At 64.5% G+C, this 20,407-nt stretch carries 17 protein-coding genes; 11 read left to right on the top strand and 6 right to left on the bottom strand.

Annotated elements, in window-relative coordinates:
- Positions 1-27: 27 nt before the first annotated feature.
- From IVB12_RS14700 to IVB12_RS14720, 5 genes are all read left to right on the top strand, one after another.
- Positions 28-2,985, top strand: a complete 2,958-nt coding sequence (locus IVB12_RS14700; protein ID WP_247300009.1) for a 2-oxoglutarate dehydrogenase E1 component — start codon at positions 28-30, stop codon at positions 2,983-2,985.
- Between the two features lie 177 nt (positions 2,986-3,162).
- A complete protein-coding gene (gene odhB, locus IVB12_RS14705) occupies positions 3,163-4,407 on the top strand; it encodes a 2-oxoglutarate dehydrogenase complex dihydrolipoyllysine-residue succinyltransferase (protein WP_247300011.1) in 1,245 nt (414 codons plus the stop codon).
- 64 nt (positions 4,408-4,471) lie between these two features.
- Positions 4,472-5,221 (top strand): SDR family oxidoreductase, encoded by a 750-nt coding sequence (locus tag IVB12_RS14710; protein WP_247300013.1) that lies wholly within the window; start codon positions 4,472-4,474, stop codon positions 5,219-5,221.
- Between the two features lie 38 nt (positions 5,222-5,259).
- Positions 5,260-6,660, top strand: a complete 1,401-nt coding sequence (gene lpdA, locus IVB12_RS14715) for a dihydrolipoyl dehydrogenase (protein WP_247300015.1) — start codon at positions 5,260-5,262, stop codon at positions 6,658-6,660.
- Positions 6,661-6,694: 34 nt separating this feature from the next.
- Entirely contained in the window at positions 6,695-7,225 is a 531-nt protein-coding gene (locus IVB12_RS14720) for a hypothetical protein (protein WP_247300017.1), read from the top strand.
- A gap of 123 nt (positions 7,226-7,348) precedes the next feature.
- Here the strand turns inward: IVB12_RS14720 and IVB12_RS14725 are convergent, their stop codons facing one another.
- Both IVB12_RS14725 and IVB12_RS14730 read right to left on the bottom strand, forming a co-directional pair.
- On the bottom strand, positions 7,349-7,939 hold the full coding sequence (locus tag IVB12_RS14725; RefSeq protein ID WP_247300018.1) for a DUF4337 domain-containing protein: 591 nt from the start codon (positions 7,937-7,939) through the stop codon (positions 7,349-7,351).
- A gap of 83 nt (positions 7,940-8,022) precedes the next feature.
- Positions 8,023-8,988 carry a tyrosine recombinase XerC gene (locus tag IVB12_RS14730; protein WP_247300020.1) on the bottom strand — a complete coding sequence of 322 codons (966 nt, stop codon included), beginning with the start codon at positions 8,986-8,988 and terminating at the stop codon, positions 8,023-8,025.
- A 122-nt stretch (positions 8,989-9,110) separates the two neighbouring features.
- Between IVB12_RS14730 and IVB12_RS14735 the strand changes: the two genes are divergently transcribed.
- A complete protein-coding gene (locus tag IVB12_RS14735; RefSeq protein WP_247300022.1) occupies positions 9,111-11,321 on the top strand; it encodes a primosomal protein N' in 2,211 nt (736 codons plus the stop codon).
- 123 nt (positions 11,322-11,444) lie between these two features.
- Here IVB12_RS14735 and IVB12_RS14740 read toward each other — a convergent pair whose 3' ends face one another.
- Complete coding sequence (locus tag IVB12_RS14740) at positions 11,445-11,951, bottom strand: septal ring lytic transglycosylase RlpA family protein (protein ID WP_247300024.1); 507 nt, start codon at positions 11,949-11,951, stop codon at positions 11,445-11,447.
- A 630-nt stretch (positions 11,952-12,581) separates the two neighbouring features.
- On the opposite strand from IVB12_RS14740, the gene IVB12_RS14745 reads away from it, so the two are divergent.
- The 5 genes from IVB12_RS14745 (at position 12,582) to IVB12_RS14765 (ending at position 17,715) form a co-directional block, all read left to right on the top strand.
- Complete coding sequence (locus tag IVB12_RS14745) at positions 12,582-13,142, top strand: F0F1 ATP synthase subunit delta (RefSeq protein ID WP_247300025.1); 561 nt, start codon at positions 12,582-12,584, stop codon at positions 13,140-13,142.
- A complete protein-coding gene (gene atpA / locus IVB12_RS14750) occupies positions 13,142-14,671 on the top strand; it encodes a F0F1 ATP synthase subunit alpha (RefSeq protein ID WP_247300026.1) in 1,530 nt (509 codons plus the stop codon). Before IVB12_RS14745 ends, atpA begins: the two co-directional genes overlap by 1 nt.
- Before the next feature lie 177 nt (positions 14,672-14,848).
- Positions 14,849-15,724, top strand: a complete 876-nt coding sequence (locus IVB12_RS14755; RefSeq protein ID WP_247300027.1) for a F0F1 ATP synthase subunit gamma — start codon at positions 14,849-14,851, stop codon at positions 15,722-15,724.
- Positions 15,725-15,776: 52 nt separating this feature from the next.
- Positions 15,777-17,219 carry a F0F1 ATP synthase subunit beta gene (atpD, locus tag IVB12_RS14760; RefSeq protein WP_247300028.1) on the top strand — a complete coding sequence of 481 codons (1,443 nt, stop codon included), beginning with the start codon at positions 15,777-15,779 and terminating at the stop codon, positions 17,217-17,219.
- 88 nt (positions 17,220-17,307) lie between these two features.
- Positions 17,308-17,715, top strand: coding sequence for a F0F1 ATP synthase subunit epsilon (locus IVB12_RS14765; RefSeq protein ID WP_247281228.1), 408 nt, complete (start codon positions 17,308-17,310; stop codon positions 17,713-17,715).
- Between the two features lie 315 nt (positions 17,716-18,030).
- Here IVB12_RS14765 and IVB12_RS14770 read toward each other — a convergent pair whose 3' ends face one another.
- From IVB12_RS14770 to IVB12_RS14780, 3 genes are all read right to left on the bottom strand, one after another.
- Complete coding sequence (locus tag IVB12_RS14770; RefSeq protein ID WP_247300029.1) at positions 18,031-18,528, bottom strand: RNA pyrophosphohydrolase; 498 nt, start codon at positions 18,526-18,528, stop codon at positions 18,031-18,033.
- A 64-nt stretch (positions 18,529-18,592) separates the two neighbouring features.
- On the bottom strand, positions 18,593-19,099 hold the full coding sequence (locus IVB12_RS14775) for an RNA pyrophosphohydrolase (protein WP_247300030.1): 507 nt from the start codon (positions 19,097-19,099) through the stop codon (positions 18,593-18,595).
- 76 nt (positions 19,100-19,175) lie between these two features.
- Positions 19,176-20,399 carry a divergent polysaccharide deacetylase family protein gene (locus IVB12_RS14780; protein WP_247300031.1) on the bottom strand — a complete coding sequence of 408 codons (1,224 nt, stop codon included), beginning with the start codon at positions 20,397-20,399 and terminating at the stop codon, positions 19,176-19,178.
- Positions 20,400-20,407: the final 8 nt, after the last annotated feature.

Consider the following 20,407-nt stretch of genomic DNA (forward strand, 5'->3'; position numbering starts at 1 on the left):
CGAACCGAAATCGCCAGGAACTCCAGTATGTCTCGCCAGGACGCGAACGCAGCCTTTGCCCTCTCATCCTTTTTGCAGGGCACCAACGCCACCTACATCGACGAAATCTACGCCCGCTACCAGAAGGATCCGTCCTCGGTCGACCCCGAGTGGCAGGAGTTCTTCAAGAGCCTGAATGACCAGCCCGGCGACATCAGCAAGAACGCCGAAGGTCCTTCCTGGGAGCGCGCCAACTGGCCGCTGACCCCGCAGGACGAGCTGACCTCCGCTCTCGACGGCAACTGGGCCGAGGTCGAGAAGTCGGTCGGCAACAAGATCGCCGCCAAGGCGCAGGCCAAGGGGGGCGGCCTGTCTTCCGCCGACCTGCTCCAGGCCACGCGCGACTCCGTCCGCGCCCTGATGCTGATCCGCTCCTACCGCATGCGCGGCCACTTCCATGCCAAGCTCGATCCGCTCGGCATCGAAGCCCCGCGCAACCGCGAAGAGCTCGACCCGCGCACCTACGGCTTCAGCGAAGCCGATTTCGACCGCAAGATCTTCCTCGATCACGTGCTCGGTCTCGAATACGGCACGCTGCGCGAGATCACCGCGATCTGCGAGCGCACCTACTGCCAGACCCTCGGTGTCGAGTTCATGCACATCAGCAATGCCGCGCAGAAGGCCTGGATCCAGGAGCGCATCGAGGGGCCGGACAAGGAGATCTCGTTCACCCGCGAAGGTCGTCGCGCCATCCTGATGAAGCTGATCGAAGCCGAAGGCTTCGAGAAATTCTGTGACACCAAGTTCACCGGCACCAAGCGCTTCGGCCTCGACGGCGGTGAATCGCTGATTCCCGCACTGGAGCAGATCATCAAGCGTGGCGGCAATCTTGGCGTGAAGGAGATCGTGCTGGGCATGCCGCATCGCGGCCGCCTCAACGTGCTGACCCAGGTCATGGGCAAGCCGCACCGGGCACTGTTCCACGAATTCAAGGGCGGCTCGGCCAATCCCGATGCAGTCGAAGGCTCCGGGGACGTCAAGTATCACCTCGGCGCCTCCTCGGACCGCGAGTTCGACGGCAACCGTATCCACCTGTCGCTGACAGCGAACCCCTCGCATCTCGAGATCGTCGATCCCGTCGTACTCGGCAAGGTCCGCGCCAAGCAGGACCAGCACGGCGATCCGCCGGATATGCGCATTTCCGTCATGCCGCTGCTGATGCACGGCGACGCGGCGTTCGCTGGCCAAGGTGTCGTTGCCGAATGCTTCGGTCTGTCGGACCTGAAGGGCTACCGCACCGGCGGCTCCGTGCACTTCATCGTCAACAACCAGATCGGCTTCACCACCTATCCGCGTTACTCGCGCTCGTCGCCCTATCCGTCCGATGTGGCGAAGATGATCGACGCGCCGATCTTCCACGTGAACGGCGACGATCCCGAAGCCGTCGTGTTCGCGGCTAAAGTTGCTACCGAGTTCCGGCAGAAATTCCACAAGCCCGTCGTTATCGACATGTTCTGCTACCGCAGGCATGGCCATAACGAGGGCGATGAGCCAGCCTTCACCCAGCCGGTGATGTACAAGAGGATTGCCGCCCATCCCTCGACGCTGGAGCTCTACTCGCGGCGTCTGATCAGCGAAGGCGTGATCACCGAGGGCGAGGTCGACAAGGCCAAGGCCGACTGGCGCGCCCGGCTTGATGCCGAGTTCGAGGCGGGCACCTCCTACAAGCCGAACAAGGCCGACTGGCTCGACGGCAAATGGGCAGGCTTCAAGATCGCCGACCAGGAAGAGGATGCGCGCCGCGGCGTCACCGGCGTCGACCTGCCGATCCTCAAAGACATCGGCCGGAAGATCACCAAGGTGCCGGACGGCTTCCGGGTCCACCGCACCATCCAGCGTTTTCTGGAAAATCGCGCCAAGGCGATCGAGAACGGCGTCGGTATCGACTGGGCGACCGGCGAGGCGCTGGCGTTCTGCACGCTGCTTCAGGAAAACCATCACGTCCGCCTGTCCGGACAGGATTCCGAGCGCGGCACGTTCTCGCAGCGTCACTCCGTCCTGATCGACCAGGAAGACGAGAGCCGCTACACGCCGTTCAACCATCTCGGCAGCGAGCAGGGCCATTACGAGGTCATCAACTCGCTGCTGTCTGAAGAGGCCGTGCTCGGCTTCGAATACGGCTATTCGCTCGCCGAGCCGAACACGCTGACGCTGTGGGAAGCCCAGTTCGGCGACTTCGCCAACGGCGCGCAGGTCGTATTCGACCAGTTCATCTCCTCGGGCGAGCGCAAATGGCTGCGCATGTCCGGTCTCGTCTGCCTCTTGCCGCACGGCTATGAGGGCCAGGGACCGGAGCACTCCTCGGCACGTCTCGAGCGTTATTTGCAGATGTGCGCCGAAGACAACATGCAGGTGGTCTACCCGACCACGCCGGCGAACTACTTCCACGTGCTGCGGCGCCAGCTCCACCGCGAGATCCGCAAGCCGCTGATCATGATGACGCCGAAATCGCTGCTGCGCCACAAGCGGGCGGTGTCGCGTCTCGAGGAGCTGGCGAAAGGCACGACCTTCCACCGTATCCTTTATGATGACGCCCAGATGCTGCCCAACGAGGCGATCAAGCTCGTCCCTGACGAGAAGATCCGCCGCATCGTGCTCTGCTCCGGCAAGGTCTATTACGACCTCTATGAGGAGCGCGAGAAGCGCGGCATCGACGACATCTATCTGATGCGCGTCGAGCAGCTCTATCCGGTGCCGCTGAAGGCGCTGGTGGCCGAGCTGTCCCGCTTCAAGAAGGCCGAAGTGATCTGGTGCCAGGAAGAGCCCCGCAACATGGGTGCCTGGCACTTCATCGAGCCCTATCTGGAATGGGTGCTGAACCAGGTGAACGGCGCGAGCCGGCGTCCGCGTTATGTCGGTCGCGCCGCCTCGGCTGCGACCGCCACGGGTCTGATGTCCAAACATCAGGCGCAGCTGAAGGCGTTCCTGGACGAAGCACTGAGCTGAACTTCTTGAACTGTGTCATGCCCCGCCTCGTGCGCGACCGCGTACTGGGGTGGGGCATCCAGTACGCCGTGTCGTCCGTGCAGCATACGTACGCCCGGTTTGCTGGATGGCTTGCTTTTCGCAGGCGATGACATCCGCACTTATGACCGCATTGGCGATCTCCTTAAGGAAAAGACCATGACTGAAATTCGTGTGCCGACGCTCGGCGAATCCGTCACCGAGGCCACCATCGGCCGCTGGTTCAAGAAGGCCGGCGACCCCGTCGCCGTGGACGAGCCCTTGGTGGAGCTCGAGACCGACAAGGTCACCATCGAGGTCCCGGCGCCGTCCGCCGGCACGCTGAGCGAGATCATTGCCGCCGATGGCGCGACTGTTGCGGTCGGCGCGCTGCTCGGCCAGATCACGGAAGGCGCAGCCGCTGCAAAGCCGGCTGCTGCTGCCGCCAAGCCCGCCGCTGCTGCTCCTGCGGCCGCTGCCGCCGCTCCTGCAGCAGCCTCGGCCGCGAAAGCGCCGCCGGCCGATGCGCCGCTCGCCCCCTCGGTGCGCAAGCTGTCGGCCGAGACCGGCATCGATGCCTCGACCGTTCCGGGCTCCGGCAAGGACGGCCGCGTCACCAAGGGCGATATGCTCGCCGCGATCGAGCGTGCGGCGTCCGCGCCGACCCCGGTCAACCAGCCCGCCGCTGCCGTGCAGGTGCGCGCACCGTCGCCGGCCGATGACGCCGCCCGCGAAGAGCGCGTCAAGATGACCCGCCTGCGTCAGACCATCGCGCGCCGCCTCAAGGACGTGCAGAACACCGCCGCCATGCTCACGACCTTCAACGAGGTCGACATGACCAACGTCATGGCGCTGCGTGCCCATTACAAGGATGCGTTCGAGAAGAAGCATGGTGCCAAGCTCGGCTTCATGGGCTTCTTCACCAAAGCCGTCGTGCAGGCGCTGAAGGACATTCCGGCCGTCAACGCCGAGATCGACGGCACCGACCTGATCTACAAGAACTACTACCACATCGGCGTCGCCGTCGGCACCGACAAGGGTCTCGTCGTGCCCGTGGTGCGCGACTGCGACCACAAGTCGATCTCCGATATCGAGAAGAGCATCGCCGATTTCGGCCGCCGTGCCCGCGACGGCCAGCTCAAGATCGACGAGATGCAGGGCGGCACCTTCACCATCACCAATGGCGGCATCTACGGCTCGCTGATGTCGACCCCGATCCTGAACGCGCCGCAATCCGGCATCTTGGGCATGCACAAGATCCAGGAGCGACCGATGGTCGTCGGCGGCAAGATCGAGGTCCGCCCGATGATGTATCTGGCGCTGTCCTACGATCACCGCGTCATCGACGGCAAGGAAGCCGTGACCTTCCTGGTCCGCGTCAAGGAGAGCCTGGAAGATCCGGCACGCCTGGTGCTCGATCTCTGATTGCCGTTGCTCTGCGAGCGCCGTCGCCATTCGCGGCGGCGCGTGTCGAACCATGGAGGCGCGCGTGACGGATAAAGTCGTTGTCATTACCGGCGGCAGCCGCGGCATCGGGCGGGCGACCGCGCTTGCGGCGGCCGCGCGCGGCTTTCGCGTCGTGGTCGGCTATGCCAGCAACAAGATTGCCGCGGACGAGGTGGTCGCGCAGATCGAGGCTGGTAACGGCAGTGCCATCGCCGTGAAATGCGATGTCGCGGAGGAAAGCGACATCCTCGAACTGTTCAAGCAAGCCGACAAGTTCGGCGCGCTGGGCGCGCTCGTCAACAATGGCGGCATCGTCGGCAAGAGCGGCGTGCGCGTCGACGAGATGTCGGCCGAACGCATCCAGCGCGTGATGGCCGTGAACGTCACCGGCTCCATTCTCTGCGCGCGCGAGGCGGTGAAGCGGATGTCGACCAGGCACGGCGGCAAGGGCGGCGTCATCGTCAACCTGTCATCGGTGGCTGCCAAGCTCGGCGCACCCAACACCTATGTCGATTACGCCGCGTCCAAGGGCGCGGTCGATTCCTTCACCGTCGGCCTCGGCTATGAGGTCGCAGGCGAAGGCATCCGCGTCGCCGCGATCCGCCCCGGCCTGATCGACACCGAAATCCACGCTGCCGGCGGCGAGCCCGACCGCGCCCATCGCCTGGCCCATCTGGTGCCGATGAAGCGCGTCGGCACCGCCGAGGAAATCGCCAACGCCATCGTCTGGCTGATCTCGGACGAGGCCTCCTACGTCACCTCCGCCATTCTCGATGTGTCCGGCGGGCGCTGACACATCCTCATCACGCTAAACCTACGGGACTTTCTCTCATGGCTACCTACGATCTCGTCGTCATCGGCACCGGACCGGGCGGATATGTCTGCGCGGTGCGCGCAGCCCAGCTCGGCATGAAAGTCGCCGTGGTCGAAAAGAACGCTACCCTCGGCGGCACCTGCCTCAATGTCGGCTGCATGCCCTCGAAGGCGCTGCTGCACGCGTCCGAGATGTTCGAGGAAGCCGGCCATTCCTTCGCGAAAATGGGCGTGAGCGTTCCCGCGCCGAAGCTCGATTTGCCGGCGATGATGAACTTCAAGCAGCAGGGCATCGACGGCAACGTCAAGGGCGTCGAGTTCCTGATGAAGAAGAACAAGATCGACGTGCTCAAAGGCGCCGGCAAGATCCTCGGCACCGGCAAGGTCGAAGTCTCCGCCGACGGCAAGTCGCAAGTGGTCGAGACCAAGAACATCGTGATCGCCACCGGCTCGGACATCGCGCGTCTCAAGGGCATCGAGATCGACGAGAAGCGCATCGTGTCCTCGACCGGCGCGCTGTCGCTGGACAAGGTACCCGGCAGATTGCTGGTTATTGGCGCGGGCGTGATCGGGCTCGAACTTGGCTCTGTGTGGCGCCGGCTTGGGTCCGAAGTCATGGTGGTCGAATTCCTCGATCGCATTCTGCCCGGCATGGACGGCGAGGTCGCCCGGCAATTCCAGCGGATCCTTGAAAAGCAGGGATTTGCATTCAAGCTGGGTTCGAAGGTCACCGGCGTCGAAGCCAACAGCAAGGCATTGCTCGCGAAAATCGAACCGGCTGGCGGCGGTGCCGCCGAGACCATCGAGGCCGATGTCGTTCTGGTCTGCATCGGCCGCACGCCCTACACCGACGGGCTCGGCCTGAAGGAAGCCGGTGTCGCGCTCGACGCACGCGGCCGCGTCCAGATCGATCCGCATTTCGCCACCAGCCTGAGGGGCGTCTACGCCATCGGCGACGTGGTGGCAGGCCCGATGCTCGCGCACAAGGCCGAGGATGAAGGCGTCGCGGTCGCAGAGATCATTGCGGGCCAGGCCGGCCACGTGAACTACGACGTCATTCCGGGCGTCGTGTATACCACGCCGGAAGTATCCTCCGTCGGCAAGACCGAGGAGGAGCTGAAGCAGGCCGGCGTCGCCTATACCGTCGGCAAGTTTCCCTTTACCGCCAACGGCCGCTCCAAGGTCAACCAGACCACTGACGGCTTTGTGAAGATTCTCGCAGATGCGAAGACCGATCGCGTGCTCGGCGTGCACATTATCGGCCGCGAAGCCGGCGAAATGATCCATGAAGCCTGCGTTCTCATGGAGTTTGGTGGCAGTGCGGAGGATCTCGCCCGCACCTGCCACGCCCACCCGACCCGCTCGGAAGCGGTCAAGGAAGCCGCGCTTGCGGTCGGCAAGCGGGCCATCCATATGTAGTCCAAGGCCCGAACCGAATCGGGCGGGACAACACATGCTGCGCCGCCTTCTTCAACCGGTCTGGGTCCTGCTTGCGATCGTCTTCCTGATCGAAGCCTGGCTGTGGGACCATCTCGAGCCGATCGTTGCAAAAATCGTCGCGGCGATCCCGCTCGCGCGCTTCAAGCAATGGCTGACGGAGCGCGTCGATGCGCTATCGCCGGCCATGACGCTGATCGTGTTTGCGGTCCCGATCATCCCGCTGTTTCCGCTCAAGCTGGTCGGGCTGTGGCTGCTCGCGCACGAATACTGGACCAGCGCGGTGTTCACCATCGTGTTCGCGAAGATGCTTGGCCTCGGCGTCACCGCTTTCGTGTTCGACGTGACGCGCGCCAAACTGTTGGAGATGCACTGGTTCGAGCGGCTCTACGAGCTGGTGCTGAAGGTGCGCGCCAAGGCCGCCGCGCTGGTCGACCCGGTCAAGCGGCGGATCCGCGAGCTGATCACCGGCAACGGCGAGGGATGGTCCTCCCGCACGCTCCGCCTGATCCAGCGCTTCCGCAAGAGCGTGCACGAAGCGCGGTAGCTGCTCGCCTCATATCCGGTGTCATCTCCACATATTCACTGTCATAGCCCGCGAAGGCGGCAAGCCGGGGCATGACAGCGGAATGTGGCGACGGATTCGCGGCGCCGTCGTCACGCGAAGCGCTCAATGCAAATGCAACAGATGCGGCCACCACAGGCCGAGCGCGGTCATGACCAGGCCGGCAATCGTCAGCACGCCACTGACATAGGCGAGCGCGAACATGCCGGTGATGATGGTGGCTGAGGCCAGCACGATGCCGATCTGGAAGGCGGCCGAGGCCAGCTCGAAATGATGGTACTTCGCGGTCGCCTCGTCGCGATCGTGCTCGGCATGCTTGGCCTTCTCGGCGAGTTGCTCGGTGCCCTCGCCGGTCTCGGGCTCGGAGCGGTAGCGCTGCGCGGTCTTGGTCCAGTCGTCGACCTGTTTCTGCACCGTCGCCTTCATGGCCTCGTCGGTCGTGCCACCCAGCGTCAGCTTGCCCTGTTCTGCCGCGGTCACCACCACGGTGCGGCGGATGCTCTTGGCCTGGAAGAACGCCCAGAGATTGGCGGCCTCGACGTTCTTGCTGATCGATTCGGTCTGGGCCCCCTTGCCCAGCGTTTCCGAGATCGCCAGGAACAGCGCCAGAACCGCGATCAGGAGCGCGATCTTCTTGTTCGAGCCGGACGCGTGTTCAGCGTGCTCGGCATGCTCCATGCTTTCATGTGCGCTCATGATGTCCCTCCTGCCTCGGTTCCCCACGATTGACCGAACCGCGTGCGCCGCGCAAGAGGCAAGCACGTTATGACGTCAGTGTGTCAGCGCCGCGGATGCGCGCTGGCATAGACTTCGAGCAGCCGCTCGGAATCGATGCCGGTATACACCTGTGTGGTCGAGAGCGAGGAATGGCCGAGCAATTCCTGAATCGCGCGCAGATCGCCGCCGCGCGAGAGCAAATGCGTGGCGAAGGAATGGCGGAGCGCATGCGGGGTGGCGCTGTTGGGCAGGCCGAGCGCGCCGCGCAGCCGCTCCATCGCGAGCTGGATGATGCGCGGGCTCAAGGGCCCGCCGCGCGCGCCGACGAAGATCGGGCCCTCGGCGGGCAGCGGATACGGGCACATCGCAACGTATTCCTGCACCAGCGCGAGCACGTTTTGCAGCACCGGCACCATGCGGGTCTTGTTGCCTTTACCGGTGACGACGAGCACGTCGCCCTCGCCCGGTCGCGGCACCTCGCGGCGCTTCAGGCCGAGCGCCTCGGAGATGCGCAGACCCGAGCCATACAGCAGCGCCATCACCGCAGCATCGCGCGCCAGAATCCAGGTCTCGCGTTCCTCGCCGGCGCGCTCGTCGGCATCCGCAAGCCGTTTGGCCGACGCCATCGGCAGCGGCTTTGGCAGGCTTTTTGCGACCTTCGGCGCGCGGATCGCGGATAGCGCGCCGACCTTGCCCTTGCCTTCGCGCTCGAGGAAGCGGCCGAACGAGCGCAGGCCTGCGAGCGCGCGCATCAGCGAGCGACCGGCAATATCGTCGGCTCTGCGCATCGCCATGAAGGCGCGCACATCAGTGGCTTCCAGCGCGGCGAAGCGCTCAAGCGTGACGCGCTCGCCCCAATGGGAGCAGAGGAAATCCAGGCATTGCCGCAAGTCGCGGCCATAGGCCTCCAGCGTCTTCGGCGACAGCCGCCGCTCGGCGCCGAGATGCGACAGCCAGCGCGCCATCTCCTGCACGATTGAGGGATCCGCGCTGGCGAGTTCGATGGGTGGGGCGGCCGCTTTGCTCATGCACTCTGGACGTGGTGATTCCGTAAGTATATCGCATCACACCCGTTTATCGTTCGCTAAGGCCGCCCCAGGGCGCTAGCCTTGAGACGTCCTAGGTTCCGATTCTCCCCCCAAGCCAGTTCATGGATCATTCGCCGCGCAGCACGTCCGCCCCCGCCACCGCGACCCCTATGGTCGACGTGCTGGTGCCGGTCGCGCTCGACCAGACCTATTCCTACAAGGTGCCGCGCGGGATGGAGCTGAAGGCCGGCGATCTCGTCGGCGTGCCGCTCGGGGCGCGCGAGGTACTGGCCGTGGTCTGGGCCGAAAACGCCAATCCCGATCCGCGCCTGCATAACCGTCTCAAGGACGTCAGCGAGAAGCTCGACATCCCGCCGTTGAAGGGCGAGCTGCGCGCGGTCGTCGATTGGGTCGCCAATTACACGCTGAGCCCGCGCGGCATGGTGCTGCGCATGTGCCTGCGCATGGGCGAAAATCTCGGCCCTGAACGGATGCGCGCCGGCGTGCGCCTGGTCGGCGATCCGCCGAAGCGCCTGACGCCGGCGCGGCAGCGCCTGATCGCGGTGTTGTCGGACCGGCTGCTGCACGGCAAGTCCGAGGCCGCCAAGGAAGCGGGCGTCTCGGCGGGCGTGATCGACGGCCTCGTCGACGAAGGCACGCTCACGGTCGAACCGATGCCGCCGCCTCCGCCGCCGCCAGCACCCGATCCGGATTTTGGCCGGCCGGATTTCGCACCGCTCCAACGCGCGGCGGTCGATACGATGCGCGCGCTCGCGGCCAACGGCACCTTCCACGTCGCGCTGCTCGACGGCGTCACCGGCTCGGGCAAGACACAGGTTTATTTCGAGGCGGTCGCGGAAGCCATTCGTCGCGGAAAACAGTCGCTGATCCTGATGCCGGAGATTGCGCTCACCGGCCAGTTCCTCGACCGCTTCGCGCAGCGCTTCGGCGTTCGGCCGCTGGAATGGCATTCGGAGCTGACGCCGCGCACCCGCGCGCGCAATTGGGCGGCGATCTCCGCCGGCAGCGCACCGGTCGTGGTCGGCGCGCGCTCGGCGCTGTTCCTGCCTTATGCCGATCTCGGCCTCATCATCGTCGACGAAGAGCACGACCAGGCCTACAAGCAGGACGAGGGCGTGCATTACCACGCCCGCGACATGGCGGTGGTGCGCGCGCATATCGCCAAAATACCGGTCGTGCTGGCCTCCGCGACGCCTTCGGTCGAGTCCGAGGTCAACGCGCGCAAGAACCGCTATCAGCGCATCGCGCTGCCCGCGCGCTTCGGCGGGCAGCACATGCCGCATATCGAGGCGATCGATCTCCGCCGCGAGCCGCCGGCGCGTGGCCGCTTCATCTCGCCCCGGCTCGCGGGCGAGATCAAGACCGCGATCGAGCGGCGTGAGCAGGCGCTCTTGTTCCTCAATCGCCGCGGCTATGCGCCGCTGACGCTGTGCCGTGCCTGCGGCCATCGCTTCGCCTGCACCATCTGCGACGCCTGGCTGGTCGATCACCGCTTTCGTCAGCGCCTCGTCTGTCATCACTGCGGCTTCTCGATGCCGCGCCCGCACGTCTGCCCGAACTGTTCTGCGGAGGAATCGCTGGTCGCCGTCGGCCCAGGTGTCGAGCGCTTGCAGGAGGAGGCGGCCGCGCTGTTCCCGGACGCGCGCACCATGGTGCTGTCGAGCGATCTCATCACCTCGATCGAGACGATGCGCAGCGAGCTTGCCGAGATCGCGGAGGGCCGTGTCGACATCATCATCGGCACGCAGCTCGTCGCGAAGGGTCACAATTTCCCGCGGCTTAATCTGGTCGGCGTGGTCGATGCGGATCTCGGCCTCTCCAACGGCGACCCGCGCGCGGCAGAGCGCACCTGGCAATTGCTCAACCAGGTGATAGGCCGCGCCGGACGCGAGCAGGGCCGCGGCGTCGGCTATCTCCAGACCCACCAGCCCGATCATCCCGTGATGAAGGCGCTGATCGCCTGCGACCGCGAGGCCTTTTACGACAGCGAGATCGACCTGCGCGAGAAGACGCTCTATCCGCCGTTCGGCCGGCTCGCCAGCCTGATCATCTCGGCAGGCGACCGGCCGAGCGCGGAAGGCTTTGGCCGCCGCCTGGTGGCGCTGGCGCCACGAGACGAGCGCGTGGTGGTGCTGGGGCCGGCGGAAGCACCGCTCGCGGTCATCAAGGGCCGCTATCGCTTCCGCATCCTGGTGAAATCGGCGCGCGGCTTCGATCTGTCGGATTATCTGCGGAACTGGCTCGCCGTGTGCCCGAAGCCGACGGGCAATCTCAAGCTCGAGGTCGACGTCGATCCGCAGAGCTTTTTGTAGGATTTGCCCCGGAATGACAGAACGTAAAAAAAAGCCCGCGGTCCCCCAAGACCGCGGGCTTGTTTCATGCGCGCATCAAACTGATGAAAACTGCGCGGCTGAGATGAGGCGCTGGTTCGCGCGTTAGGAGACGACTTCCGCGGTGACGCGGCCGACGCCGGCGCCGGTCAGGCCGATGGCGCGGGCAGCGCCGGTGGAGAGGTCGAGCACGCGGCCACGAATGAACGGGCCGCGGTCATTGATGGTGACGATGACGCTCTGTCCGCCATGGGTGACGCGCAGCTTGGTGCCGAACGGCAGCGAACGATGCGCGGCGGTCATGGCGTTCTGGTTGAAGCGCTGGCCCGAAGCAGTCTTGCTGCCGGATTCGTTGCCATAATAGGAGGCCATGCCGGAGAAGCTGCGGCCCGTGCCCGACGACGGCGTCACCGACGCATTGGCGTTGCGCCAATCGGAGCTCGCGTTGGTATCGTTCTGGGCGTGGTGGCGGTGATGATGATGGTGATGCCGGTGATGTCTGGATTTCGCGGAAGCCTCGGTGGCAGTTCCACCGATGAAGAGAGTTGCGGCAACGAATGCGATCGCCGTGCGCGGCCGGGTCGCAAAGCCCAGCGTCTTCAAAGACAGCATTTAGTGGTCCCTAAGCTAGTATTGCCACATATGTGGCTAGTGGAGCCCCCATCAGTTTGTGAGCGGTATGGCGTTTCCTTTCGCAATGCGGCGTGAATTGGGCAGTAAATCCGCTCTGTGTCGTCATGAAACATCTTGTTACCTGTGCCGGTATTCAGGCGGTGTTCCGTAATCCTATGCTTTAACGATTCATTAACTAGATGATTACTTGCGAATACTGTAAAATGAAGTCATTTCCGCCGCTATTTAGAATTGGGTAAGTATTCAGCGAACGGAACTGACGCGGCGGGATTCACGCCTCAGCGATCCGTGTTCATGGCGGCTATGCGCTGAGGGCAGGAACCAACGGGTGCCGAGCTGCTGCGAGACTCACGGCAATTCCGTGAGCTCATCGTCACGTCGTCGTGGCGTGCGACGAACTGGCGACAGATCCTCGTGCCTTTAATTTGGCGTCATGTTGCACCTGCGCGCCTGCTATGTTAGCAAAGCCGCGATTTTAACGAGCCCGGCACCTCCCGTGTTGGTCGAAAAATCGAAGTCCCGCTTGAATTCCAAGGGCTTGGATCGCTAGGCGCCGCTTCGTGGCGACGGTTTTTCCCTTGCGAGTTTGACAGCAAAAAGAGCGCGTCTGTGGCTGCAGAAGATACGTCCGTTTCCGGTGTGTCCGGCCGTTATGCAACGGCCTTGTTCGAACTGGCCCGCGACCAGAAAGTGGTCGACGAAGTCAAAGCCGATCTTGAGAAATTCGAGGCCCTGCTGACCGAGAGCGCCGATCTCAATCGCCTCGTCCGCAGCCCGGTGTTCGCGGCTGACACCCAGTCCAGGGCCTTGTCGGCCGTCCTGACCAAGGCCGGCATCGCCGGCATCTCCGCCAATTTCCTGAAGGTGCTGACCGCCAATCGCCGCCTGTTCGCGGTGTCGGACGTCATCCGCGCCTACCGCGCCCTCGTCGCCAAGTTCAAGGGCGAGACGACGGCCGATGTCACCGTCGCGGAAACGCTCTCGGGCAAGAATCTCGACGCCCTCAAGGTTGCCCTGAAGTCGGTGACCGGCAAGGACGTCGCGCTGAACGTGAAAGTCGATCCCTCGATCATCGGTGGCCTTGTCGTCAAGCTGGGCAGCCGCATGGTGGATAGTTCGCTTCGCACCAAACTCAATTCGATCAAGCACGCGATGAAAGAGGCAGGCTGATGGACATCCGCGCCGCGGAAATTTCCGCGATCCTCAAGGACCAGATCAAGAATTTCGGCCAGGAAGCTGAAGTCTCCGAAGTCGGACAGGTGCTGTCCGTCGGCGACGGTATCGCTCGCGTCTACGGTCTGGACAACGTCCAGGCCGGTGAAATGGTCGAGTTCGAGAACGGCACCCGCGGCATGGCGCTGAATCTGGAGACCGACAACGTCGGTGTCGTTATTTTCGGTGCCGACCGCGAGATCAAGGAAGGCCAGACCGTCAAGCGTACTCGCGCCATCGTGGACGCGCCGGTCGGCAAGGGCCTGCTCGGTCGCGTCGTCGACGCGCTGGGTAACCCGATCGACGGCAAGGGTCCGATCCAGGCCGACAAGCGCATGCGCGTCGACGTCAAGGCGCCCGGCATCATTCCGCGCAAGTCGGTGAACGAACCGATGGCGACCGGCCTCAAGGCGATCGACGCGCTGATCCCGATCGGCCGCGGTCAGCGCGAGCTGATCATCGGCGACCGCCAGACCGGCAAGACCGCGATCGCGCTCGACACCATCCTGAACCAGAAGCCGCTCAACGCGCAGCCGGACGAGAACATCAAGCTGTACTGCGTCTACGTCGCGGTCGGCCAGAAGCGTTCGACCGTTGCCCAGTTCGTGAAGGTGCTGGAAGAGCAGGGCGCGCTCGAATACTCGATCGTCGTCGCCGCCACCGCCTCGGATCCGGCACCGATGCAGTACATTGCGCCGTTCACCGGCTGCACCATGGGCGAGTACTTCCGCGACAACGGCATGCACGCGGTCATCATCTATGACGATCTGTCCAAGCAGGCCGTCGCATACCGCCAGATGTCGCTGCTGCTGCGCCGCCCGCCGGGCCGCGAAGCCTATCCGGGTGACGTGTTCTATCTGCACTCCCGCCTGCTCGAGCGCGCGGCGAAGCTGAACAAGGACCAGGGCTCGGGCTCGCTGACCGCGCTGCCGGTGATCGAAACCCAGGCCAACGACGTGTCGGCCTACATTCCGACCAACGTCATCTCGATCACCGATGGCCAGATCTTCCTGGAAACCGATCTGTTCTTCCAGGGCATCCGCCCCGCCGTGAACGTTGGTCTGTCGGTGTCGCGCGTCGGCTCCTCGGCGCAGACCAAGGCCACCAAGAAGGTCGCCGGCAAGATCAAGGGCGAGCTCGCGCAGTACCGCGAAATGGCGGCGTTCGCGCAGTTCGGCTCCGACCTCGACGCCTCGACCCAGCGCCTGCTCAACCGCGGCTCGCGTCTCACCGAACTCCTGAAGCAGCCGCAGTTCTCGCCGCTGAAGATGGAAGAGCAGGTCTGCGTGATCTGGGCCGGCACCAACGGCTATCTCGATCCGCTGCCGCTCAACAAGGTGCGCGCGTTCGAGGACGGCCTGCTCTCGCTGCTGCGCGGCAAGCACGTCGACATCCTCAACACGATCCGCGACAGCCGCGATCTCTCCGACGATACCGCTGCCAAGCTGAAGTCGGTGGTCGAGGGCTACGCGAAGTCTTTCGCATAAGAAGGCCGTCAGGGCCGGGCTAAGGCGCGAAGCGCGTCTTCGCATCTGAAGTCCCGGCCAATCCACGCCTTTCGCGTGGTTTATGAAGACGTGGATGCCCGGGACGAGCCCGGGCATGACGACTGGGATAGGCTAGCGGCTTGACCGTAAGGCTCGAACCGCCGGGGTGAACGAAGAATGGCGTCACTTAAAGACATGCGCGTCCGCATCGCCTCCACCAAGGCGACGCAAAAGATCACCAAGGCCATGCAGATGGTCGCGGCGTCGAGATTGCGCCGCGCCCAGCAAGCGGCCGAGGCGGCGCGGCCCTATGCCGACAAGATGGGCGCGGTGATCGCCAATATCGCCAGCGCCGCCGCGGGCTCGCCCGGCGCGCCGGCATTGCTGGCCGGCACCGGCAAGGACCAGGTTCACCTGCTGCTCGTCTGCACCGGTGAGCGCGGCCTGTCCGGCGCCTTCAACTCCTCGATCGTGCGCCTGGCGCGCGAGCGCGCGCAGGCGTTGATCGCGCAAGGCAAGGAAGTGAAATTCTTCTGCGTCGGCCGCAAGGGCTATGAGCAACTTCGTCGCCTGTTCGATAAGCAGATCGTCGAGCACATGGATCTGCGCAGCGTCCGCCAGCTCGGCTTCGTCAATGCCGAGGACATCGCCAAGAAGGTGCTGGCGCGTTTCGACAACGGCGAGTTCGACGTCTGCACGCTGTTCTACGCGCGCTTCCGTTCGGTGATCGCGCAGATCCCGACCGCCCAGCAGATCATTCCGCTGACCGTGGAAGAAAAGGCGGCGAACGCGCCGGTGACATCCTACGAATACGAGCCGGAGGAGGACGAACTCCTCTCCCGCCTCTTGCCGCGCAATATCGCGGTGCAGATCTTCCGCGCGCTGCTCGAAAACAATGCCTCGTTCTACGGCGCGCAGATGAGCTCGATGGACAACGCCACCCGCAACGCCGGTGAAATGATCCGCAAGCAAACCCAGATCTACAACCGAACCCGTCAAGCCCAGATCACCAAGGAGCTGATCGAGATCATCTCCGGCGCCGAGGCGCTCTGACGCACCAATTAAACGACGGTCGTTCAAGTACAGAATTTCGAAGGAGAGCTTCATGGCTACAGCAGCTAACCCGGTCGGTCGCGTCACCCAGGTCATGGGCGCCGTCGTCGACGTTCAGTTCGAAGGCCACCTCCCGGCCATTCTCAATTCGCTGGAAACCAAGAACGGCAATATCCGTCTGGTACTCGAAGTTGCGCAGCATCTCGGCGAGTCCACCGTGCGCACGATCGCGATGGACGTGACCGAAGGTCTGGTGCGCGGCCAGGAAGTGACCGACACCGGCCAGCCGATCGCGGTTCCGGTGGGCGCCGGCACGCTCGGGCGCATCATGAACGTGATCGGCGAGCCGATCGACGAAGCCGGCCCGATCCAGGCGGAAGGCAAGCGCGCCATCCACCAGGAAGCGCCCACCTACACCGACCAGTCGACCGAAGCTGAAATTCTCGTCACCGGCATCAAGGTCGTCGATCTCTTGGCCCCCTATGCGAAGGGCGGCAAGATCGGCCTGTTCGGCGGCGCCGGCGTCGGCAAGACCGTGCTGATTCAGGAGCTGATCAACAACGTCGCCAAGGCGCACGGCGGTTACTCCGTGTTCGCCGGCGTCGGCGAGCGGACCCGCGAGGGCAACGACCTCTATCACGAGTTCATCGAATCCAAGGTCAACGCCGATCCGCACAATCCGGATCCGAGCGTGAAGTCGAAATGCGCGCTGGTGTTCGGCCAGATGAACGAGCCGCCGGGCGCCCGCGCCCGCGTCGGCCTCACTGGTCTGACTGTCGCCGAGCACTTCCGCGACCAGGGCCAGGACGTGCTGTTCTTCGTCGACAACATCTTCCGCTTTACGCAGGCCGGCTCGGAAGTGTCGGCGCTGCTCGGCCGTATTCCTTCGGCGGTGGGTTATCAGCCGACGCTCGCCACCGATATGGGCGCGCTGCAGGAGCGCATCACCACCACGCAGAAGGGCTCGATCACCTCGGTGCAGGCCATCTACGTGCCGGCCGATGACTTGACCGACCCGGCGCCTGCGACCTCGTTCGCGCATTTGGACGCCACCACCGTGCTGTCGCGCGCGATCTCGGAAAAGGGCATCTACCCCGCGGTCGACCCGCTCGACTCGACCTCGCGCATGCTCTCGCCGCTCGTCGTCGGTCAGGAGCACTACGACACCGCGCGCCAGGTCCAGCAGGTGCTGCAGCGCTACAAGTCGCTGCAGGACATCATCGCCATTCTCGGCATGGACGAGCTCTCGGAAGAGGACAAGCTGACGGTGGCCCGCGCCCGCAAGATCGAGCGCTTCCTGTCGCAGCCGTTCCACGTCGCCGAAATCTTCACGGGTTCGCCGGGCAAGTTCGTCGACCTCGCCGACACCATCAAGGGCTTCAAGGGCCTGGTGGAAGGCAAGTACGACCACCTGCCGGAAGCTGCCTTCTACATGGTCGGCACCATCGAAGAAGCCGTCGAGAAGGGCAAGAAGCTGGCGGCCGAGGCGGCCTAAGGCGCGAATGGCGAATAGGGAGTAGCGAATAGAAGCGCTGCTCTCTTCGCCACTCGCTATTCGCTACTCACCATTCGCAAGGTTTCTCATGGCCACCTTTCACTTCGACCTCGTCTCTCCGGAAAAGCTCGCCTTCTCGGGCGAGGTCGACCAGGTCGACATCCCCGGCGTCGAGGGTGACTTCGGCGTGCTGGCAGGACATGCGCCGGTCGTCGCTGCGATCCGCCCCGGCATTCTCACCGTGACCACCGGCGGCAGGCACGAGAAGGTCATCGTGCTCGGCGGCCTTGCCGAAGTCTCCGAAAGGGGCCTGACCGTGCTCGCCGACGTCGCGACGTCGCTGGCCGAGCTCGATCGTGCGCAGTTCGCCGAGACGATCGCGGAGATGGAAGAGAATCTGAAGGAGCACGAAGGCAGCGAGCTCGATCACGCCATCGAGCGGCTGGACCACTTCAAGAGCATCCAGCACCAGCTCAACTCCACGGCTATGCACTAAGCCCCGGGGCACCGCTCCGGGGCTCAAGCCTAGAATTCGTGAACAGCTTCAGCGCTCGTCACATCCGTGGCGGGCGCTGAAGCTTTGATGCACCGTGCCGTGCGCGCCTAATTGAGCTGGCCCAATGCCGACGCAAATGGCGAAGGCACCGATGAGCCGCGGAGCGCCGCGCGGCGATGGCGCCGATGTCGGCACCTTCACCATTCGATTGCGCTTTGCCGCCGATTCTATCCGACGCTTCAAAGGCTTCGCACCAACCACAGCGCATTGCGCCGGCGGTGCTCGGCTACTGTGCATGGGGTTGTTTTCGCAGTTTTAGTTTCCGAACCCCGCGAACTGCCGTGCCACGGCGCGGTAGACGTCGCGGCGGAACGGGACCACGAGGTCGGCGACGCGGTCGAGGCGCTCCCAGCGCCAGGCGTCGAATTCCGCCGGCTGGCCGTTGCGCGGCGTCAGCGGATCGATCTCGTCGTCACGGCCGGTGAAGCGCAGCGCGAACCATTTTTGGCGCTGGCCACGGAATTTCGCCAGCCGGTGCGTCTGCGGTCCGTCGTAAGGTGGGAATTCGTAGGTGAACCAGTCGGTCTCGCCGAGATAGTCGACGCTGACGACGTTGGTCTCCTCCCAGAGCTCGCGCATCGCCGCATCGCGCAGGTTCTCGCCCTCATCGACGCCGCCCTGCGGCATCTGCCAGTCGAGGCCCGGCAGGATGATCTCGGGCCCATCGCCCTTGAAGCGGTGGCCGATCAGCACGCGGCCATCGGCGTTGAACAGGGCGATGCCCACATTTGGGCGGTAGGGCTTTTCCGTCACGCGTGCATCTTTCGTAGTCACTCCGCGCGATGGATTAGCACCGAACCTGGAACGGCAACTCGAATTATTGATCCGCCAGCGCGGAAAATTCCTTCACCACGCGTTCATAGACCGGACGCTTGAACGGGATGATCAAGCCTGGGAGGTTCTTCATCGGCTCCCAGCGCCAGCTCACGAACTCGGCCTTGTGGCCGCCGCCGCCGGGCTTTTCGACATTGATCTCGCTGTCCTTGCCGGTGAAGCGCACCGCGAACCATTTCTGGCGCTGGCCGCGGTAGCGGCCCTTCCAGGTGCGTCCGGCCACCGTGCGCGGAATGTCGTAAGTGAGCCAGTCCGGCACCTCGCCGAGCCGCTCGACCGAGCGTACGCTGGTCTCTTCATAGAGCTCGCGCTTGGCGGCTTCCCAAGTGTCCTCACCGGGATCGACGCCTCCTTGCGGCATCTGCCAGACATGGGTGTCGTCGACATGTTCGATGCCGCCGGCGCGGCGCCCGATGAACACCAGGCCTTTCGGATTGATCAGCATCACGCCGACGCAGGTCCGGTAGGGCAGATCCTCGTAACGCGCCATTCGGCCAGACCTCTCGCATGCCGTCGGTAGCACTCAAGTGGCCCCGCGAGGACCCGTGCCGTACCAATCCGTTGATTTAGCTGGATTTTGATTTCAGCATCGCGGTTGTCAATGGCACCAAAAGGATACCCCGGTCGCCCAGCGACTTGGTCCAGGCAGCGATGCGCTCAATCGAGACCGGCAGGGCCGAGGCCGTGCCGATGGCGGCGCCGCGCTCGCGCGCCGTCGCTTCGAGCTTGTTCAGGGCGCGGTCGATCTCGGTCGGCGTCGGCACCACGTCGATCGCGATGTCGCCCTTGCCGAACGGCATCGCCTGGTTGGCCGCGGCTTGGGACGCGATGCTGCGGGGTGAGGAGCCGTCGTCGAAGAAGCCGAGCCCGCGCTTGGCCGCCTCGCGGATGATCGGCTGCATCGCCGGCTCGGTCGCGATGAAGCGGGCGCCCATGAAATTGGCGAGGCCGGCATAGCCTTGCATCCGGCTCAGGTGCCAGTACAGGCGGTCCATGTTCTGATCAGTGCTGAGCGAGGTCAGCAATGTTTGCGGCCCGGGATCGTTGTCGGGGAAGTCATAGGGCTCCATCGGGATCTGAAGGAAGACCTCGTGGCGCTGGGCGCGGGCCCGCTCGGCAAGCTTGCCAGGGTCTGACCCGTAGGGTGTGAAGGCCAGCGTCACCGCGGGCGGCAGCTTCATGATCGCATCGGTGGTCTTGGCGGCACCAACCCCGAGGCCGCCGATCACGATGGCGACCACCGGCATCTTTGCAGCTTTGGCGCGGTCAGCATCGGCCGCGTAGACGTTGAACGGCTTCAAGTCCCCGGCGACCACCGGGATCATGCCGTAGCGCGACTTCTCCAGCAGTTTTGGTTCGATCCCGGCCATGACAGGAGGCGGTGCCGAAGCCGCCCCGCCTTTGTCGGTGGCCTCGCCAGCGCCGATCACCACGTCATGGCGTGCGCCGGTCGAACCGTCGATCATGGTGACGGTCTTCTGCTCACTGGGAGCGGCCTGCTTCGCCGTCTCCTTGGCCTCGTGCTGGCTGTCATGACCATGGCCGGCGGCGGCCGGCTTCTCTTCGATAGCCTTGTCCGTTGTCTTGGGCTCGTGGATCGCGATCCGCATCATCGGCTCGCCGCCGAGCGGATCTTTGTTGAAGATGGCGAAGCCGGCAAAGGTGACCAGGAACAGGAAAAGCAGGACGGCAAGCAGCTGCATGGCCGTGAACGGCAGCCGCAGCCGGCGTTTGCGGCGCGGCTTATCCTGTCCGAGCGGGGCGCTCAGATCATCGGCCGTTTCAGTCATGCGCGATC

The sequence above is a fragment of the Bradyrhizobium sp. 179 genome, from assembly GCF_023073535.1.
Taxonomy (GTDB): domain Bacteria; phylum Pseudomonadota; class Alphaproteobacteria; order Rhizobiales; family Xanthobacteraceae; genus Bradyrhizobium.